At 57.6% G+C, this 16393-nt stretch carries 15 protein-coding genes and 1 other RNA gene; 12 read left to right on the top strand and 4 right to left on the bottom strand.

What is annotated here, in order from left to right; translation table 11 throughout:
• Nucleotides 1–13 precede the first annotated feature (13 nt).
• A complete protein-coding gene (locus tag KSY55_RS07165) occupies nucleotides 14–715 on the bottom strand; it encodes a response regulator transcription factor (RefSeq protein WP_004220482.1) in 702 nt (233 codons plus the stop codon).
• Nucleotides 703–2043, bottom strand: coding sequence for a sensor histidine kinase (locus KSY55_RS07160; RefSeq protein ID WP_033524064.1), 1341 nt, complete (start codon nucleotides 2041–2043; stop codon nucleotides 703–705). Before KSY55_RS07160 ends, KSY55_RS07165 begins: the two co-directional genes overlap by 13 nt.
• A gap of 231 nt (nucleotides 2044–2274) precedes the next feature.
• Between KSY55_RS07160 and KSY55_RS07155 the strand changes: the two genes are divergently transcribed.
• The 3 genes from KSY55_RS07155 to KSY55_RS07145 all read left to right on the top strand — a co-directional run bounded on the left by KSY55_RS07155 (nucleotide 2275) and on the right by KSY55_RS07145 (nucleotide 5244).
• Nucleotides 2275–3042: a DUF5067 domain-containing protein gene (locus KSY55_RS07155; RefSeq protein ID WP_065435171.1), complete on the top strand. Its 768-nt coding sequence runs from the start codon at nucleotides 2275–2277 to the stop codon at nucleotides 3040–3042.
• A 155-nt stretch (nucleotides 3043–3197) separates the two neighbouring features.
• A complete protein-coding gene (locus tag KSY55_RS07150) occupies nucleotides 3198–4031 on the top strand; it encodes a Bax inhibitor-1/YccA family protein (protein WP_004220475.1) in 834 nt (277 codons plus the stop codon).
• A gap of 217 nt (nucleotides 4032–4248) precedes the next feature.
• Nucleotides 4249–5244 (top strand): DMT family transporter, encoded by a 996-nt coding sequence (locus KSY55_RS07145; protein WP_055063492.1) that lies wholly within the window; start codon nucleotides 4249–4251, stop codon nucleotides 5242–5244.
• Here KSY55_RS07145 and KSY55_RS07140 read toward each other — a convergent pair.
• Nucleotides 5231–5959 carry a GTP pyrophosphokinase family protein gene (locus KSY55_RS07140; RefSeq protein WP_033524063.1) on the bottom strand — a complete coding sequence of 243 codons (729 nt, stop codon included), beginning with the start codon at nucleotides 5957–5959 and terminating at the stop codon, nucleotides 5231–5233. The genes KSY55_RS07145 and KSY55_RS07140 overlap by 14 nt on opposite strands.
• Before the next feature lie 144 nt (nucleotides 5960–6103).
• On the opposite strand from KSY55_RS07140, the gene miaB reads away from it, so the two are divergent.
• From miaB to KSY55_RS07095, 9 genes are all read left to right on the top strand, one after another.
• Nucleotides 6104–7558, top strand: coding sequence for a tRNA (N6-isopentenyl adenosine(37)-C2)-methylthiotransferase MiaB (miaB, locus tag KSY55_RS07135; protein WP_055063491.1), 1455 nt, complete (start codon nucleotides 6104–6106; stop codon nucleotides 7556–7558).
• Between the two features lie 46 nt (nucleotides 7559–7604).
• The gene (gene miaA / locus KSY55_RS07130; RefSeq protein ID WP_217749649.1) at nucleotides 7605–8588 is read left to right on the top strand and encodes a tRNA (adenosine(37)-N6)-dimethylallyltransferase MiaA; all 984 of its coding nucleotides are present in this window, start codon (nucleotides 7605–7607) and stop codon (nucleotides 8586–8588) included.
• A 197-nt stretch (nucleotides 8589–8785) separates the two neighbouring features.
• Nucleotides 8786–11584 (top strand): DNA translocase FtsK, encoded by a 2799-nt coding sequence (locus KSY55_RS07125; RefSeq protein WP_065435173.1) that lies wholly within the window; start codon nucleotides 8786–8788, stop codon nucleotides 11582–11584.
• A gap of 67 nt (nucleotides 11585–11651) precedes the next feature.
• Nucleotides 11652–12332 carry a CDP-diacylglycerol--glycerol-3-phosphate 3-phosphatidyltransferase gene (gene pgsA, locus KSY55_RS07120; protein WP_034881071.1) on the top strand — a complete coding sequence of 227 codons (681 nt, stop codon included), beginning with the start codon at nucleotides 11652–11654 and terminating at the stop codon, nucleotides 12330–12332.
• A 7-nt stretch (nucleotides 12333–12339) separates the two neighbouring features.
• Nucleotides 12340–12906, top strand: coding sequence for a CinA family protein (locus KSY55_RS07115; protein ID WP_022245136.1), 567 nt, complete (start codon nucleotides 12340–12342; stop codon nucleotides 12904–12906).
• 60 nt (nucleotides 12907–12966) lie between these two features.
• Nucleotides 12967–13479, top strand: coding sequence for a helix-turn-helix domain-containing protein (locus KSY55_RS07110; RefSeq protein ID WP_004220462.1), 513 nt, complete (start codon nucleotides 12967–12969; stop codon nucleotides 13477–13479).
• Between the two features lie 57 nt (nucleotides 13480–13536).
• Nucleotides 13537–13800: a DUF3046 domain-containing protein gene (locus KSY55_RS07105; protein WP_004220448.1), complete on the top strand. Its 264-nt coding sequence runs from the start codon at nucleotides 13537–13539 to the stop codon at nucleotides 13798–13800.
• Nucleotides 13801–14055: 255 nt separating this feature from the next.
• Nucleotides 14056–15240: a recombinase RecA gene (gene recA / locus KSY55_RS07100; RefSeq protein ID WP_004220446.1), complete on the top strand. Its 1185-nt coding sequence runs from the start codon at nucleotides 14056–14058 to the stop codon at nucleotides 15238–15240.
• A 3-nt stretch (nucleotides 15241–15243) separates the two neighbouring features.
• Nucleotides 15244–15924, top strand: coding sequence for a regulatory protein RecX (locus KSY55_RS07095; protein ID WP_117754559.1), 681 nt, complete (start codon nucleotides 15244–15246; stop codon nucleotides 15922–15924).
• A gap of 73 nt (nucleotides 15925–15997) precedes the next feature.
• On the opposite strand, the gene rnpB is transcribed toward KSY55_RS07095, so the two are convergent.
• Nucleotides 15998–16360: RNase P RNA component class A (gene rnpB, locus KSY55_RS07090), an RNA gene on the bottom strand.
• Nucleotides 16361–16393 lie beyond the last annotated feature (33 nt).

The raw sequence follows: 16393 nt of genomic DNA, 5'->3' as shown, positions 1-16393 counted from the left end.
CGAGTGTATGATGTCATAGTCGTGGCGGCAGGTCGGCTCGTTCTACCAAACGGGCCATCTGCACGCGGCCCATGCAGAGTTTATCTGCGGCGGATGAAATATGCGCTTTGACCGTGCGTTCTGAAATGAACATTTTCTCGCTGATTTCCGCATTGGTGAAGCCCTCGGCCGCGAGAATCACCGCTTCGCGTTCGCGTTCCGGCAAGGCGTCGAGCATGGCACGGGCCTCATCGCGCCGCGACTGAGGCTGGTGCTGATGCAAATCGCCGATGAGCTGCCGTTGACTTGCCGGATTGAACTGTGGCTCCCCTTCGCACACGTCGGCCACACGGCGGATGATATCTTCCGGAGCGTCCGTTTTCGATACGAATCCTTCCGCGCCCGCTTCGATGGCGCGTTCCACCGTGTTGTTTGGACTCAGCGACGTCAGAATAAGCACATGCGGAGGATCGGGAAGCATGCGGAGCTGACGAGTGGCTTCAATGCCATCCATGCCGGGCATGGCGATATCAGCCAGCACGACATCAGGAGGATTGTGCGACGCATGTTCGATGGCGTCTGCTGCGTTGGTGCAGGCGAAGGCAACGCTGATGCGTCCGGAGGAATAATCCTCCAAAATCAGACGCATCATCTGGCAGATCATCGGATCATCATCAATCACGCCGACGGTGATCGGCTGCTCGTCATGGTTGCGTTCGGTGCTCACCCAACCCATGGTAGTCGTACATCAAGGTGGAAGACGTTATGTTGGTCAAAACCGTATTGGCATGTTCCGCCAGCCTGCTGTATGCGTTTGGCCAAACCAGGAAGACCGGCCCCCTTCCTGGTGTCTGCCATATGCGAGGGGGATTGCGGCATCGTCGGATTGCTGACGTGCACATGCACCCCTTGCGGGGGGTTCGCATCGACCTGCAACGACACCGGAGCGCCAGGCGCATGCCTGCGCACATTGGTCAATCCCTCCTGTACCACGTGATACGCAATCACGCCGATGGACTCATCTAACTGCCCCAGCTGTTGAACGTCGATCCACGTATCAATCCGCATATTCGCGGCACGGGCGTCGCCAATCAACTGCAGCAATGAGTCACGGGTCAACGACGCTTCGGCATCATTCGCAGCCAACTGCAGGCGAGCATCCTCCGGATGACGAAGCATGTCAATCACACTATGCGCCTCATCCAACGCGCCGGAGGCCTGCCTGCGAATATCCTCGGTAGTGCCGGCGATCTTTCCAGCCATACCAGCCACATTGGCATTGCCCAACTGCTCGGCCTCAGCCTTCAATTTCCTAGACTCGGCCTGCAAAGCGCTCGCATTCAATGCAAGCAACGACAGCGAATGAGCCAACGTATCATGCGCTTCCGCGGCTATCGCATCGGCAAGCTGCTGATTGTCAAGCGTGGTCCGCAACCTGCTCACCTGCTCGTTGGCCGACTGAGCCTTCGCTTCGGCCACGCGCGCAAGGGCGCGCGAGCGAATATGCAATCCGGCCAATGTGGCGATCGCCACCGCAATCAGGGCAACCACAACGGCGCTCGCGATGATCGTTCTTTCGTCGACAAGCATCACCATGGTATTGCCATACCGAACTCCGGTATATGGTTTGGAGAAGATCGCATGCCAGATCGAAGCCTCGGCAGGATGCAAAGCGTCTCGCACCTGGGACCAGATCGTCGTTGTCGCCGCGGCAAGCACTGATCGAAGCGTCACTTTGGTTCCCTGTCTCCGCGCAAGCAGAGAAGTCAACGCCATAAGCGCGATCAGCGAATCGTAGGGGAGCGCCACCACCAGTAGGCATGCGGTCCAGAACACGGCTTGCGGGTAACTGTTGCGAGCCAGAAGAATCAAACCCGAAGGGATCGCAACGAGCACGCACGCGATCATCCACAAGTAGGGGGCACTATCCTGCGCATACTGTTGGGATGCGAAAGACACCTGCGCCAGACAGGCGAAACTCGCGCACACCACCATCGGCACCGTGCACCAGATTCTGGTGCGCACTGGCACTTCGGCGGTGGAAGGGTTTGTGATCACGCTCATGACTCCCATTATCGGCATACTCATGGAAACATGCCATTGAGCTATCGGGCATGATGGCGCAAGCCGCGCGCCCCAAAGTGCAGGCAGGAATGGACTTTCGTCCAATACCGGGAACGAAGCCGATCCCGTAGGCTCGAAAGTGTTCCGACCACTTCGAGAAGAAAGAAAAAGATCATGAGTGAGTTCAACAATGCTCCGATTCCCAACGGCGGCCCGGCAGCGCCGAACGGTATGAGACCCGCGCCGATCATGCCGTCCCCGGCTCCGCAAGGCACGACGGTATGTGGCATCGTGGGAGTGGTGTTCGGCGCGCTCGGCTTGGTGCTGAGCTTCATTCCAATCATCAACAACATCGCGGCGATCTTCGGACTCGTCGGCGCGGTATTGGCGATCGTGGCCATCGTGGGCACGTTCCGAGGCAAAAAGCGTGGCAAAGCCCTGTCCATAGTCGCGGCGGTGCTGTCGGTGTTGGCCATCGTCATCACCTTGGCCATGCAATCGGCCGCCAGCAAGGCGCTTGACGACATCACGGGCACAAGCACGTCGCAATCCTCGTCGGCGGACGCCGATAAGGACGCCAAAACCGATGATTCCACCAAAACCGACACCAAGGCGAAAGGCGAGCAAGACATGGAAGGCGATCTCACCGATATGCACGTCAAAATCGTATCCGCAGTGCGTTCCGGCAACGACTACAACAATCAGCCGACCGTGCTCGTCACCTACGAGTGGACCAACAATACCGATAAGAACAACTCCTTCGCCGTGCTGGCTAATCCGAAAGTGTTCCAAAACGGTCAGGAACTCGACACCGCCATGTACTTGGACAATCCGGAAGGCTACGATTCCGGCTCCTATCTGTCTGAACTGCAGCCAGGAGCAACCGGCACGGTAACCCTCGGATATGTGCTTAAAGACGATTCCGAAATCACCGTCGACGTGACGAACCTTCTCGATTTCAGCGACACCGCCAAAGTGACGTACAAGTTCGCCATCTGACATGGCATGTCCCAGTCTTTCGCGTCCGGCACACTCCCCGTGTCGAACGCGAAACCTATGCGGGCTTTGAAGAAATCATGAGATTAAGCCAATATTCATGAAATCGTCAGGAAAATGCCGTATCGTGATGCGCAATCGAGCAAAAAGGAGCGATTATGGCATTCGGTCAGCAGCCCCAGGGTAACAACGCCCAGAATAACGGCTTCAACAATCAATACCAGTACAACCAACAGTACAACCAGTACAATGCGCAGCCACAGTACGCCTATGCGCCCAACGGTACCGCCGCAGTCAACGTGCAGGCCACCTATTCCTACGAGCAGGCCGAACGCAGTTCCGTCAACAGCGCATACACGCACATGACCCTTGGTTTGATCGTCACTGCCGTGGTCGCCATCATCACCCAAATGAGCGGCGCGTACCTGGCACTCATCCAAACCACGGGCATCATCGGCATCTTCGCCCCCGCCGTCATTGAAATCGTGCTTGCCATCTACCTTGGCGCGCGCATCCATACAATGAAGGTCTCCACCGCATACGTCATGTTCTACGTGTATGCGGCGCTCATGGGCTTCACCCTCAGCACCATCTTCATGGCCTACGATCTTGGCACCATCGGCATTTCCCTCGCATTGTGCGCCGGCTTCTTCTTCGCGCTCACCATGTTCGGACGCACCACCAAGATCAACATGCTCAAGGCCGGCCCCATCCTTTTCGTCGGCCTCATCGTGCTTATCATCGCCGAAGTGATTCTCATGATCTTCGCCCCCGGCAACACCACCCTCATGATCGTCTCTGCCATCGGACTTCTGCTCTTCGCCGGCATGACCGTCTACGACGCCCAAGCCACCCGCGCCATGCTTGAACAGTATTCCGCCCAAGGCCCCGAAATGGTCAAGAAGGTTTCCATCCTTTGCGCACTGAATCTGTATTTGGATTTCGTGAACATGTTCATGTATATTCTCCAACTCCTCGGCAATCGCGACTGAAATCCAAATGACGGAGCGTCCCCGGCATTGCTCCTCAGTCGGCGTACCTTCGTGCGCCTTCCTTCGGTGCGTTTTGGGGACGCACGCGTCATTTGGCTTTCAGCCTTTGATGGGACATTATTGGCATTGCTCCTCGGTCAACGTAACGGATAAAGCCTGACCAGAATGTGGCCAGGCTTTATCCGTTGGTCAAAGACATGCTTTACGGTGGGTGCTCATGCAGAGAAAAGAGATTGGCGGCATGGCATGCCTCGTACTGGCGGCCCTCATTTGGGGATTCGCATTCGTGTCGCAAGTGCAAGGCATGGACTCCACAACACCGCTGTTCTTCGGAGCCACCCGATTCACCCTCGGATCCATTTCTCTGATACCGTTGCTTTGGTTTCGCCGCAGCACCATAGCGGAACAAGAGCGTAAACGCCGTGAAACCCAGGGAAAACCGTCCATCACCCTCGGTAACGGCGCAATCGTCGCCATGCCGAAATGGGCCGGCAATCCCATCGTGGTCAGCATCATCTGCGGAATCGTGCTTTTCACCGCAAGCACCGTCCAACAATACGGCATCCTTTACTCCGGATCGGCGGGACGGTCCGGCTTCATCACCGCTCTATACATCGTCATGACGCCACTGCTGGCCTTCATCATATTGCGTCGACGAGTGCACCTCAGCGTCATCATCAGCGTCGCCATCTCCGTTATCGGCTTCTACCTGCTGTGCGTCACCGACGGATTCGGATCCATCACCCTGGCGGACATGGTGCTGCTGTTCACCGCAGTCCTCTTCGCCGGGCACATCCTCGTCATAGACACCTTTGGACGAGACATGGACCCCATCCTGCTTTCATTCGGGCAGATCACCACCACCGCGATCATCAGCTGGATTGGCTCTATCATCGAAGGATCCATCGACTGGGCCGGTGCCGCGCAAAGCTGGATCGCCATCGTCTACGCGGGCGTCTGCTCCGCTGGCGTAGCCTATACGCTTCAGGTCATAGGCCAACAACTTGTGCCCCCGACCAGAGCGTCCGTGATCATGTCGCTCGAATCGTTCTTCTCCGCAGTCGGAGGGGCGCTTCTGCTGGGCGAAATCATGACCACTCGAGCCTACCTCGGCTGCGCGCTCATTTTCGCGGGCACCATACTCGCCCAGCTGCCCATCGACCAGCTCCTGCATGCGGCCAAACGCAAACCGGCAGACGTCAGCCGGCCTTAGGGGCCTCGCCAACCTGCGGCGCGCCATTGATATCGCGATGAATGTTCTGCATCTGCGCTTCGACATTCTGCAGACTTCTCGCGCAATCAAGCAACGTCTGCGAATGCTCCGACAGCTTCGCGTCAGGCAAATCCGTCTTATAACGCAGCGCATGCTCCAAACTCGCCCAATAATCCATGGCGATGGTGCGGAACTGCACCTCCACAGGCGTGTAATGCGGTCCGGAAGATAGAAAAACGGGAACCGCATAAATCACATGCAGCGAACGATATCCATTCTGCTTCGGATTCTTAATATAATCCTTCACACGCAACACCTGAATATCGTTCTGCGCGGACAGATAATTCGACACCGAATACACGTCATCGCGATAATTGCAGATCACGCGAATGCCTGCCACGTCAAACAGATTGTCCTTGACCGACTCCACCGTCAACGGCAGATCCTTGCGCCTCAACTTGCCGAGAATGGAATTGATGGACTTCAACCTGCGTTCCATGTGATGGATGGGATTATGGGAGAAACGCACCTGGAACTCGGAATCGAGAATCTCCAGTTTGGTGCTGATCTCATACATCGCGCCCTCATACACCTGCATTTGATCAATGAACTCGGTAATCTGATCGGAAGGCAACGGACCATCGTCGAAAGTCACCGACTTCAGCCGTGCTTGCAGTTCACTGGTATTGATGCGGCTCTGTCTATCAAGTATCACGGTTCCATAGTGTACCCAAAAGGAGCGCGGAAAAACTGAAAAAGCGCTGAAAGCGCCGTCATCCCTCCAATTCCACCGCATGCCACGCTGCATTAAGGTGCATACGGCGCGTGATGGGAATCCCTGCCGATAGCATGGAATGCTATGAACGAAGACATGATGACCGAGGCGGAGCGCGCCTCGAAACTTGCGGAACCTGCCACAGAAGACACCGCCACGCGAGGCAAGGGCGTGTTCTACGTACACACCCTCGGATGCCAGATGAACGTGCACGATTCCGAACGCATCGCGGGTGTGCTCGAAGCGGATGGCTATGTGCCCGCCACCGAAGAACAATACCTCGATCATGACGTGGACCTCATCGTCATGAACACATGCGCGGTGCGAGAAAACGCGGCGGAACGCATGTACGGCACCATCGGCCTGTGGGCCGAACTGAAGCGCCAGCGTCCGAACCTGCAGATCGCAGTCGGCGGATGCATGGCACAGCTCGACCGTGAGAAGATCGCAAAAAAGGCCCCTTGGGTCGATGCCGTGTTCGGTACCAAGAACATTGGTTCCCTGCCTCAGCTGCTTGACCAGGCGCGCATCGAAGGCCATGCGCAGGTCAAGGTCAAAGAGGAACTCAACTACTTTCCAAGCCAGCTGCCCACCGACCGCGCGTCGAAGGTGTCAAGCTGGGTGGCCATCTCCGTGGGATGCAACAACACCTGCACGTTCTGCATCGTGCCTACCACCCGAGGCAAGGAACATGATCGTCGCCCGGGAGACATTCTTGCCGAAATCCGCCAGTGCGTGGACGAAGGCGCCAAGGAAGTCACGCTACTCGGCCAGAACGTGAACTCGTTCGGTTACGGCATCGGCGACCGTTTCGCCTTCTCCAAGCTACTGCGCGCATGCGGTGAGATCGAAGGATTGGAGCGCGTGCGGTTCACTTCGCCGCATCCCGCCGCCTTCACCGACGACGTGATCGCAGCCATGGCCGAAACGCCCAATGTCATGCACCAGCTGCACTTCCCGCTGCAGTCCGGATCCGACCGAATCCTGCGCGCCATGCGCCGTTCGTATCGTTCCGCGAAGTTCCTTGACATTCTGCGTAAAATCCGTGAGGCCATGCCGGATGCGCAGATCTCCACCGACATCATCGTCGGTTTCCCGGGTGAAACCGAAGAGGACTTCCAGAAAACCTTGCGTGTGGTGGAAGAGGCGAGATTCGCGTCCGCATTCACCTTCATCTATTCGCCGCGCCCAGGCACTCCGGCAGCCGAAATGGAGCAGGTGCCGCACGACGTGGTCCAAGACCGGTTCGAACGACTCGTGGCATTGCAGGAACGCATCACCGAAGAAAATCTCAAAACCTTCGAAGGCCGTGACGTCGAAGTGATGGTCACCGGCGCATCTGGCAAGAAGGACGCCGCGACCCATCGTGTCACCGGGCGCGAGAAAACCGGCGTGCTCGTGCATGTCGGTGTGCCCGAAGGCGAGCCGATGCCGCAGGTAGGCGATTTCGTGACCGCCACCATCACCCACGCTGGGCGTCACAACCTCATCGCCGATCCCGATCCGAAGGCGGGGCAGACCTATGCCGTTCGACACTGAACAGACCTTTGAGAAAACAGACAAAACAGGAGACGCCGATCCTGCGATGCAGCGCAAGGTCGTATCCATTGTCGGACCAACCGCATCCGGCAAAACCGGGTTGGGCATTGCCGTCGCCAAAGCGTTGGCGCGCAAAGGCGAACAGGCGGAAATCATCAACGCCGACGCATACCAGATGTATCGGGGCATGGATATCGGCACGGCCAAGGCAAGCCTTGAGGAGCAGGCGCAGGTCAGGCATCATCTCATCGATATCATCGAACCGGACGACGCCATGTCCGTGGCGAGGTTCCAAGAGCTCGCCCGCGAGAAAATAGCCGAACTACAGGCCAGGGGAGTGCGTCCGATCCTCGTCGGAGGCTCTGGCCTGTACGCACGGGCCGCCATCGACGACATCTCCTTCCCCGGCACCAACCCGCAAGTACGTATGGCGCTTGAGGAACGGGAAAAAACCGAAGGTGCGGGCGCGCTGTTCGACGAGCTGAAAGCCAAGGATCCCGAAGCGGCGGCGCGCATGGACCCGCACAATCCAAGGCGTACCATCCGTGCGCTGGAAGTCATCGAAGTGACGGGACGACCCTATTCGGCAAGCCTTCCGCACTACCGGTACGTCATCCCCACCGTGCAAATCGGTCTCGATCTGCCGCGTGAGGAACTGGACCGTCGTATCGATATTCGCACCAAGCAGATGCTCGAAGGCGGATTCATCGAAGAAGTGGAACGTATCCGTCCCAAGCTGGGCATCACCGCAGCCAAAGCGCTCGGTTACCAGCAGGTCGTCGACTATTTGGACGGGTTGCGTGACCTGAACGACACGTTCATGGACATTGCGCAGAAAACGAAGCGTCTGGCACGCAAGCAGATGGGATGGTTCGGTCGTGACCCGCGCATCCACTGGCTCCAAGCGCTCAATCCGGCGCTGCTAGACAATGCGATGGCCATCATCGAACATGCCGATGCAGGTGCCTATGACGCCATAGACGCGCAGGCGGACGCCTACACCCAGCATCATCTCGGAGACCTCGCCTGAAATGAAACTCCCGCTGCCGTATTCGTCGAAGCTTTCCACCTTATCCACGGTCTTCTCCGGCTTGGCACCCAACTTGACGGTGACGATCTTGGCGGAATCCAATCAGTGAAATTGCGTGTTCACTTAAGTTAGAAAATGTGTGCGATTCGAGGAAGTGCCATGTCATGGCGCATCCCATGGGTAAAATCATGACCGTTATGGCACGAACAGCATCTTCCAATACGAAATCCGGCGGCAAAGGGTCCACGGGCAAGGCACGTTCCGGCGAGACCAAGGTCATGGACGCGGTCGAGCCGTCGCCTGTGATGGGTGTCTTGACCAAGTACGGACGTGATATCGCATGTTTTATTCTGGTGATTCTCGCGGTAATGTTCTGCGCTTCGGAATGGTTCCGGGTGCAGGGCGTGTTCGGCCGGATGCTCCACGCCTTGGCTTCCGGCCTGTTTGGTCTGATGAGCGTCATCCTGCCGGTCTTTTTGGCGCTGGTGGCATTCAGCCTCATATATGAGACCAAGCGCAAAAGCGGCAATGTGCGTATGGTGGCGGGGTGGTCCATGATTCTGTGGTCCGTCTGCTCCATACTCGACGCGGCGCTCGCGTCCGACGCCCAAGGTTTCGACATGGCGTTGCTGCAGAATGCGGGAGGTCTGCTCGGCTATGTGCTTGGCTGCCCGTTGGCATGGGGGCTTTCCAAGGCGTTCGCCATCGTTATTTTCGTGGTCGTCATTTTGTTCTCGTTGTTGCTGATTACCAATACAGGGGTTCAAGAGATTCCCGACAAAGTACGTGCATTGAAGGTCCGTTTTGGATTCGGTGCAAATAAAAAGGTTGATGACGAGACCGAGCAATTCCCGAACGAAGTGCGTATAGGAGATACCACGCTGTCGTTCGCAGAAGGCGTGCCGGCGCATAATGGAGCCGACGATGTGGCGGCTGAAAAGAAGAAGCCGATGCCGTTCTCCCTCATAAAGCAATGGATATCATCGAAATCCAAGAAGCAGGGCGCTCAGGACGGACTCGATCATTACGACGGTGATGAGGCGTTTCGTAATGCTGCCGAACGGCATGGCGAAACGGCGGAAACCATGCTTGACGAACCATACCAGAGCGTCTCGCGGCCGCGCAGCATTTCATCCGACGAACATTCCGCTCAGGATTTCGGTGGAACCGTCGCCATGCCGCAGACGCCTGTGGTGCGTTCCCTTTCCTCTGACCCAATCGGTTTGGCGAGCGGCACCATGCCGCAGATCCCGGAAACCATTCCGACGGTTGCCGGCCAGGCGGCGTCCGACGAGATCAAATCCGTTGGCGTGGCTGTAGGGGACCCGTGGGCCGTCATCGACGAGGACGGCACGTCCAACGGGTCGCAGGTCATGGTCGATGCGGCGACCAATGAGGTCGTGAACGATCTGGATGCCGGATCGAACGGAGAGGGCGTTTCCGACGAGTCCGGTGAGATTCCGGAGGGCCCCTATCATCTGCCTGATCTCGGCATGCTGAAGCAAGGCGCGCCGCATGCCGTGCACACTCCGGAGAACGATCGTGTGATTCGCGCGCTTACGGTCACATTCCAGCAGTTCAATGTCGACGCTAAAGTCATCGGCTTTCTGCGAGGCCCATCCGTGACCATGTATGAGGTGGAGCTTGGTCCGGGTGTGAAAGTGGAGAAGGTCACCAATCTGCAGAAGAACATCGCCTACGCGGTGGCCAGTTCCGACGTGCGCATCCTGTCGGTGATCGAAGGCAAGTCCGCCATCGGCATCGAAATACCGAACACCGACCGTGAAACCGTGGTGCTTGGCGACGTGCTTCGCTCGGACAAGGCAAGGAATGATCCGAACCCGATGCTCACAGGCGTGGGCAAGGATGTGGAAGGCCATTTTGTAACGGCGGACCTCACCAAGATGCCGCATCTTCTGGTGGCAGGCGCCACCGGTTCCGGTAAGTCCAGCTTCATCAACTCCATGCTGACATCCGTGATCATGAGGGCGACGCCGGATCAGGTGCGCATGATCATGGTCGATCCGAAGCGAGTGGAACTATCGGCATACGCGGGTATTCCACATCTGCTCACGCCGATCATCACCGATCCGAAGAAGGCTGCGCAGGCGCTCGAATGGGTGGTCAAGGAGATGGATGCTCGTTACAGCGATCTTGAATTCTTCGGATTCCGCCATATCAAGGACTTCAATGCTGCCGTGCGCGCCGGCAAGGTGCATGCCCCTGCCGGATCGAAGCGCAAGGTCGCTCCATATCCGTACATTCTGGTGGTCGTCGACGAGATGGCCGATCTGATGATGGTGGCCAAGAATGATGTGGAAAGCTCCATCCAACGCATCACGCAGCTGGCACGAGCTGCAGGCGTGCATCTGGTGCTCGCCACCCAGCGTCCATCGGTCGATGTGGTCACCGGCCTGATCAAGGCGAACATTCCTTCGCGTTTGGCGTTCGCGACCTCGTCGGCCACTGATTCTCGAGTCATTCTCGACTCCACTGGCGCGGAAACTCTGATTGGACAGGGCGATGCGCTGTTCCTGCCGATGGGACAGGCCAAACCGTTGCGTGTGCAGGGCGCATGGGTCGACGAGTCGGAGATCCGACGTGCCGTGGAATTCGTACGCACCCAGCGCAAGCCACATTACCGTGAGGATATCGAAGAAATGGCCAAGGAAGCCGACAAGAAGGCCATTGAGCCGGACGAAGACATCGGCGGCGATATGGATGTGCTTCTGCAGGCGGCGGAACTGGTCGTCACCTCGCAGTTCGGTTCCACGTCCATGTTACAGCGCAAACTGCGTGTCGGATTCGCCAAGGCTGGCCGCCTTATGGATCTGCTGGAGTCACGTGGCGTCGTGGGGCCGTCCGAAGGGTCCAAGGCGCGCGAGGTGTTGGTGCAGCCCCAGGACTTGCCGCAGGTGCTCGCCTTCATCAAGGGTGAGATCTCGTCGCTGAGTTCGGGAGTCTCTTCGGCGGCGGATTCCGAAGCGGCGATGTGACTGGGGAACGCTCCGTATGAAACGCAAATTGGTAAGCAAGTAGAAGTGTCAGGGTAACGTGAACGGTATGGAAAAGCAAGAAGAACGCAAATCATCGTTGCTTGACGGCTGGAACGCGCCGCCGAACCTTGTCACCTTCTCTCGTATCATTTTGGTCATCGTGTTTTTGGCGCTGTACGCCAAAGCCGGCGCGTGGGGCGTGGACAACGTCACCATGCGTTGGGTTGCCGCTGTCATCTTCATCATCGCGGCATGCACCGATAAGCTTGACGGTTGGATGGCCCGCAAATACAACCAAGTCACTGAACTTGGCAAGCTGATGGACCCGATCGCCGACAAGCTGCTCACCTGCGGCACACTGATCGTTGCCGCCATCTTCAACGAATTTGGCAATCCGGTGCTGGGATGGGTCGTGACCGCCCTGTTCCTGATTCGTGAGATCGGCATCACCGTCATGCGCTTCTTTGTGATCGACACGGGCGGCAAGGTCATCGCCGCATCCCAGGCAGGCAAATACAAGACGCTCTGCCAGTGCATTGGTTTGGCCATGCTCATGCTGCCTATGTGGAGCTTGGCGCCGGAAGGGGTCAACGACACCCCGATGTGGATGACCGTCTACTACACCATCACGTATGCGCTGATTTATCTTGCGCTGATTCTCTGCCTGTATTCCGGTGGCGAGTATCTGGTCAATACGTTCGGCGGCCGTAAGAAGTCCGCGGGCAAGTCCGGAAAAGAAACCAAGTAAGGCATTCATGACTGAATCTATGGACCAGACGGCTGCCGCCAACCAATCGCAATGCGATGAATTGGCTGCGGCCGTTCTTGCATATTGCGAAACCAACCATTTCAAGATCGCAGCCGCCGAATCGTTGACGGGAGGCCTGTTGGCCGACGCTTTCGTGCGCGTGCCGGGAGCGTCGAAGGTTTTTCTCGGTTCCGCGGTGACGTATGACATTCGTGCCAAGGCCTCGATTCTTGGCGTAGATGCGGAACTGCTGCGCAGCGAGGGGGCTGTCCATCCTGAAGTGGCCCGCCAGATGGCTGCCGGAACGGCGAGGCTGTATCGGCAGCAGGGGGATGGCGACTGCGTTATTGGATTGTCGACCACGGGAGTGGCGGGGCCTGGACCTGATGGAAATAAACCGGCAGGTCTTGCATATGTCGGTTGTTCCCTGCCGGAGGGGTTCGGAGGTGTTCGCTCTCGGCGAACGGAGGCTTTTGAGCTTCGCCTGCAGGGAGATAGGGAGAGCGTGCGACGCGGCGTCGTGCATTGTATTCTGCAAAAGCTGAGGGAGCTTTCAGCGGATTCACAGGAATAATCCACAAAGATGAGTGTTGACCATAGTGGACAGACGTACGCACGAAAAAGGGGCTGATGAATGGAAATGATGACACTCACCAAAGAGCAGAGGGAACTCAAGGCTATGGCTCCTGCGACTGCGCAGGCTGCCGGAGCTCGTGTCAGGGAGCTTACGCCGGCTCAGCGGCGCGCTGTGATGTTCGCGCAGCAGCAGGTGCTTCGTGCGCGCGCTGCGAAAAAGGCCAAGGATGAGCGTCAGGCCGCATTGACGCGAATGTGGCAGGAAGAGGACTCCGATCGGGTACGCACGCATGCTGTGCCGCACGCTCAGGAACAGCCCGATGAGGCTAAGGAGGTTTCGCTGCGTGAAGCCATAGGCCATGTGCTGCGCGACCTGCGCACGCGAGATCATAAGACGCTTCGCGAGGTCAGCGAAAAGGCCGGGGTGTCTTTGGGGTACCTTTCCGAAGTGGAGCGCGGCCAGAAGGAGGCCAGTTCCGAACTGCTGTCGTCCATCGCGCAGTCCTTAGGGCTGTCCACAGCCCAGATGCTTCGCATGGTGGCTGACTATCTCGATTCTGTGGCTGCCTGATTCGAATGTAAGGTTGACGCCCGGCGATTGTTCGCCGGGCGTTTTTCGTGCCTGTACATGGATTCAAGTCTGTGTACACTGGGGCACGTGCAGGAACGTGAATTTTGGCAGTTACTTGAAGAGGTGCTTGGTCGTAGCTATGGTCGAGCGCTGGCGCATGACCAGGTGCTTGATCGTCTTGGCGGCATGACGGCGGTGGACGCGCTTGGCGCAGGTGAGGAGCCGCGAGTGGTCTGGAATGTGTTATGCGACCAGATGGGCATTCCCGATTCCCAGCGTTGGGGCAAGGACCATAACGCGCCTCCTATGCCGGTGCGCTGAGACGTTTTCCGAACACAACACGCCTCTTCGAACAGATGTTCGCATGTTGGGATATAGTTATCCACAGACAACAACCTAGACGGGCTGTTTCCAAATTCTTCAGATCGCGTGAAAACGTTGATTTTCCAAGAAATGTTGGTTATGACTCGTTAGATCGCATATCCTCCGACCACAACGGCCGTTAGATTTGCGGGAACGAATGCCGTGGCCTTACGGTGAAGCCACCATTCGTCATAGTCAGCAAAAGGAGTAGTCATGGCACAGACGAGCGCGGCAAAGGGAGCCGCACAGAACAAGTCCGCGAACGGCATCGACCCGCGTCGTCAGGCCGCGCTTGATACGGCGCTCGCGCAGGTCGAGAAGAGTTTCGGCAAGGGATCGGCCATGCGATTGGGCGATCGTCCCGAGCAGGATGTCGAGGTGATTCCTACTGGATCGCTGGCATTGGATATGGCATTGGGTATCGGCGGCCTGCCGAAGGGCCGTATCGTGGAGATTTATGGTCCGGAATCCTCCGGCAAGACCACACTGGCGTTGCATGTGGTGGCCAATGCCCAGAAAAACGGTGGCGTCGCCGCGTTCATCGATGCGGAACATGCGCTTGACCCGGTCTATGCGCGCAAGCTCGGCGTCGATACTGATTCGTTGATTGTTTCCCAACCTGATAACGGCGAGCAGGCGCTGGAAATCGCGGATATGCTGATTCGTTCTGGTGCGCTTGACGTGATCGTCATCGATTCAGTGGCTGCACTGGTGCCGAAGGCCGAAATCGAAGGTGAAATGGGCGACAGTCATGTCGGTTTGCAGGCAAGACTGATGAGCCAGGCATTGCGTAAGATGACTGGCGCTTTGGCTCAGGCGGGCACCACCGCCATTTTCATCAACCAGCTTCGAGAGAAGATCGGTGTGTTCTTCGGCAATCCGGAAACGACCACCGGCGGCAAGGCGTTGAAGTTCTACTCGTCCGTCCGCATGGATATTCGACGTATCCAGACCATCAAGAATGGTGATGAGGCTGTAGGCAATCGCACCAAGGTCAAGGTCGTCAAGAACAAGATGGCTCCGCCGTTCAAGACCGCTGAATTCGACGTGTTGTACGGCGAGGGCATTTCCAAGGAAGGTTCCGTACTTGACATGGCGTTGCAGGTCAATGTCGTGAAGAAGTCCGGATCATGGTTCACCTATGGTGGCGACCAACTGGGTCAAGGCCGTGAGAACGTGCGCCAATTCTTGAAAGACAATCCGGAGCTTACCGAAGAGATCGAGAATAAGGTGAAGGCCGAGTTTGGTCTCATTGAGCCCACCGACCAATTTGCCGAAGATGGTAATGAGGCTTCTGCGTCTAATGCCACAAGCGAGGAGAAGGCGAAAGCGGATGCTGGCAAGCCGGAAGCAGCCAAAGGCGCGGCAAAGGCTTCCAAGTCAGCCGGCAAGGCGTGACGTATGATCAGCGCTGAGCGATTTCTTGAACAGCAGGGCCTCCAGCCGGTATCATCCGAGGCTGGGGGCCTTGCCCTTCCCTGCGGTGGTCGGCCGCAGGCCGGTCGAACCGAATTCGATTACGACCGAACTCCGTCCATTGGCGGCAATGACACGCCGAGGCGTGCGCGACACGCACGACACGCAGGGCGTGTCGCAGTCGGCGTGTCGCGGATTCCTGACGATCCGAATGATTTGGATGCATGCAGGGAGGCGGCCCTTCGGCTGCTTGATGCGGCGCCGCGTCCGTCAGGCGCGATACGGGAGCGACTCATCGGCAAGGGGTATGCCTCCGAGGTGGTGGACGATGTGATCGTCAGACTGATTCGGGTCCGTCTCATCGACGACGAGGCGTACGCCCAGTCCGCGGTGCGGTACTGCACATCACGACTGATGGGGTATAGGGGAGCGGTCATGGAGCTCAAACGCAAAGGTGTGGACCGCCAGCTCGCGCAACGTGTGTGCGATGAGGCCGAATCCCAAGGCGTGTTCGCCGAGGCTGCATGGGAGCTGGGACGTCGGACAGCAAGAAAAACTGCTGGATTGGATGTCGAGGTGCGTAAAAGACGGTTCTGGAGTGCTGGTGGGCGGAAAGGCCATAATCCTGAAGTTCTGCGGAAAATCGCACAGGAATTGTTCGTCTGAAACGACTGATTCGCATAGTGGTTATGCGGTTTTCAAACACTGTTTCGCCACGGGAATCGGTCGGTGTGATAAGGGAGTGAGACCTCTTATACCCCGGGTTCTGTCGTGCCTCAGACACGGATGGCCATCCATCTCGACCTGACGTTGCCGTCAGGCTCTAGCAGCCTACCCGAAGGCTTCGGGCGAGCAGCCCTCAAACGCCTTCTGCTTGGCCTTGCTCCCGATGAGGCTTGCCATGCGGCCGACTGTTACCAGTGGCCCGGTGGTCTCTTACACCGCCGTTTCACCCTTACCTACCGGTCGAAACCGATAAGCGGTCTGTTCTCTGCTGCGCTATCTCTCAGGTCGCCCTGGGCGGACGTTATCCGCCATCGTGCTCTATGGAGCCCGGAAGTTCCTCAACCGACGGATCGGTCGCGGCCATCAAGAGGTCTCAAATGCACTATGATAGCAAGAAAACGGACGAAAG

Origin of the sequence: Bifidobacterium sp. MSK.13.1, assembly GCF_019131435.1 — a bacterium.
GTDB classification, from domain to species: Bacteria; Actinomycetota; Actinomycetes; order Actinomycetales; family Bifidobacteriaceae; genus Bifidobacterium; species Bifidobacterium pseudocatenulatum.
Note: the sequence above shows the minus strand (reverse complement) of the source record. Positions and strands in the feature narration are given on the sequence as shown.

Excerpts from the sequence above, each read along its gene's own strand:
- KSY55_RS07155 (WP_065435171.1), top strand. The coding sequence starts at position 2,275 with ATGAGACCCGCGCCGATCATGCCGTCCCCGGCTCCGCAAGGCACGACG.
- pgsA (WP_034881071.1), top strand. The coding sequence starts at position 11,652 with ATGGAAAAGCAAGAAGAACGCAAATCATCGTTGCTTGACGGCTGGAAC.
- miaA (WP_217749649.1), top strand. The coding sequence starts at position 7,605 with ATGCAGCGCAAGGTCGTATCCATTGTCGGACCAACCGCATCCGGCAAA.
- KSY55_RS07115 (WP_022245136.1), top strand. The coding sequence starts at position 12,340 with ATGACTGAATCTATGGACCAGACGGCTGCCGCCAACCAATCGCAATGC.
- KSY55_RS07150 (WP_004220475.1), top strand. The coding sequence starts at position 3,198 with ATGGCATTCGGTCAGCAGCCCCAGGGTAACAACGCCCAGAATAACGGC.
- recA (WP_004220446.1), top strand. The coding sequence starts at position 14,056 with ATGGCACAGACGAGCGCGGCAAAGGGAGCCGCACAGAACAAGTCCGCG.
- KSY55_RS07165 (WP_004220482.1), bottom strand. The coding sequence starts at position 715 with ATGGGTTGGGTGAGCACCGAACGCAACCATGACGAGCAGCCGATCACC.
- KSY55_RS07105 (WP_004220448.1), top strand. The coding sequence starts at position 13,537 with ATGGATTCAAGTCTGTGTACACTGGGGCACGTGCAGGAACGTGAATTT.
- KSY55_RS07095 (WP_117754559.1), top strand. The coding sequence starts at position 15,244 with ATGATCAGCGCTGAGCGATTTCTTGAACAGCAGGGCCTCCAGCCGGTA.
- KSY55_RS07145 (WP_055063492.1), top strand. The coding sequence starts at position 4,249 with ATGCAGAGAAAAGAGATTGGCGGCATGGCATGCCTCGTACTGGCGGCC.
- KSY55_RS07125 (WP_065435173.1), top strand. The coding sequence starts at position 8,786 with ATGGCACGAACAGCATCTTCCAATACGAAATCCGGCGGCAAAGGGTCC.
- KSY55_RS07110 (WP_004220462.1), top strand. The coding sequence starts at position 12,967 with ATGGAAATGATGACACTCACCAAAGAGCAGAGGGAACTCAAGGCTATG.
- KSY55_RS07160 (WP_033524064.1), bottom strand. The coding sequence starts at position 2,043 with ATGAGCGTGATCACAAACCCTTCCACCGCCGAAGTGCCAGTGCGCACC.
- miaB (WP_055063491.1), top strand. The coding sequence starts at position 6,104 with ATGAACGAAGACATGATGACCGAGGCGGAGCGCGCCTCGAAACTTGCG.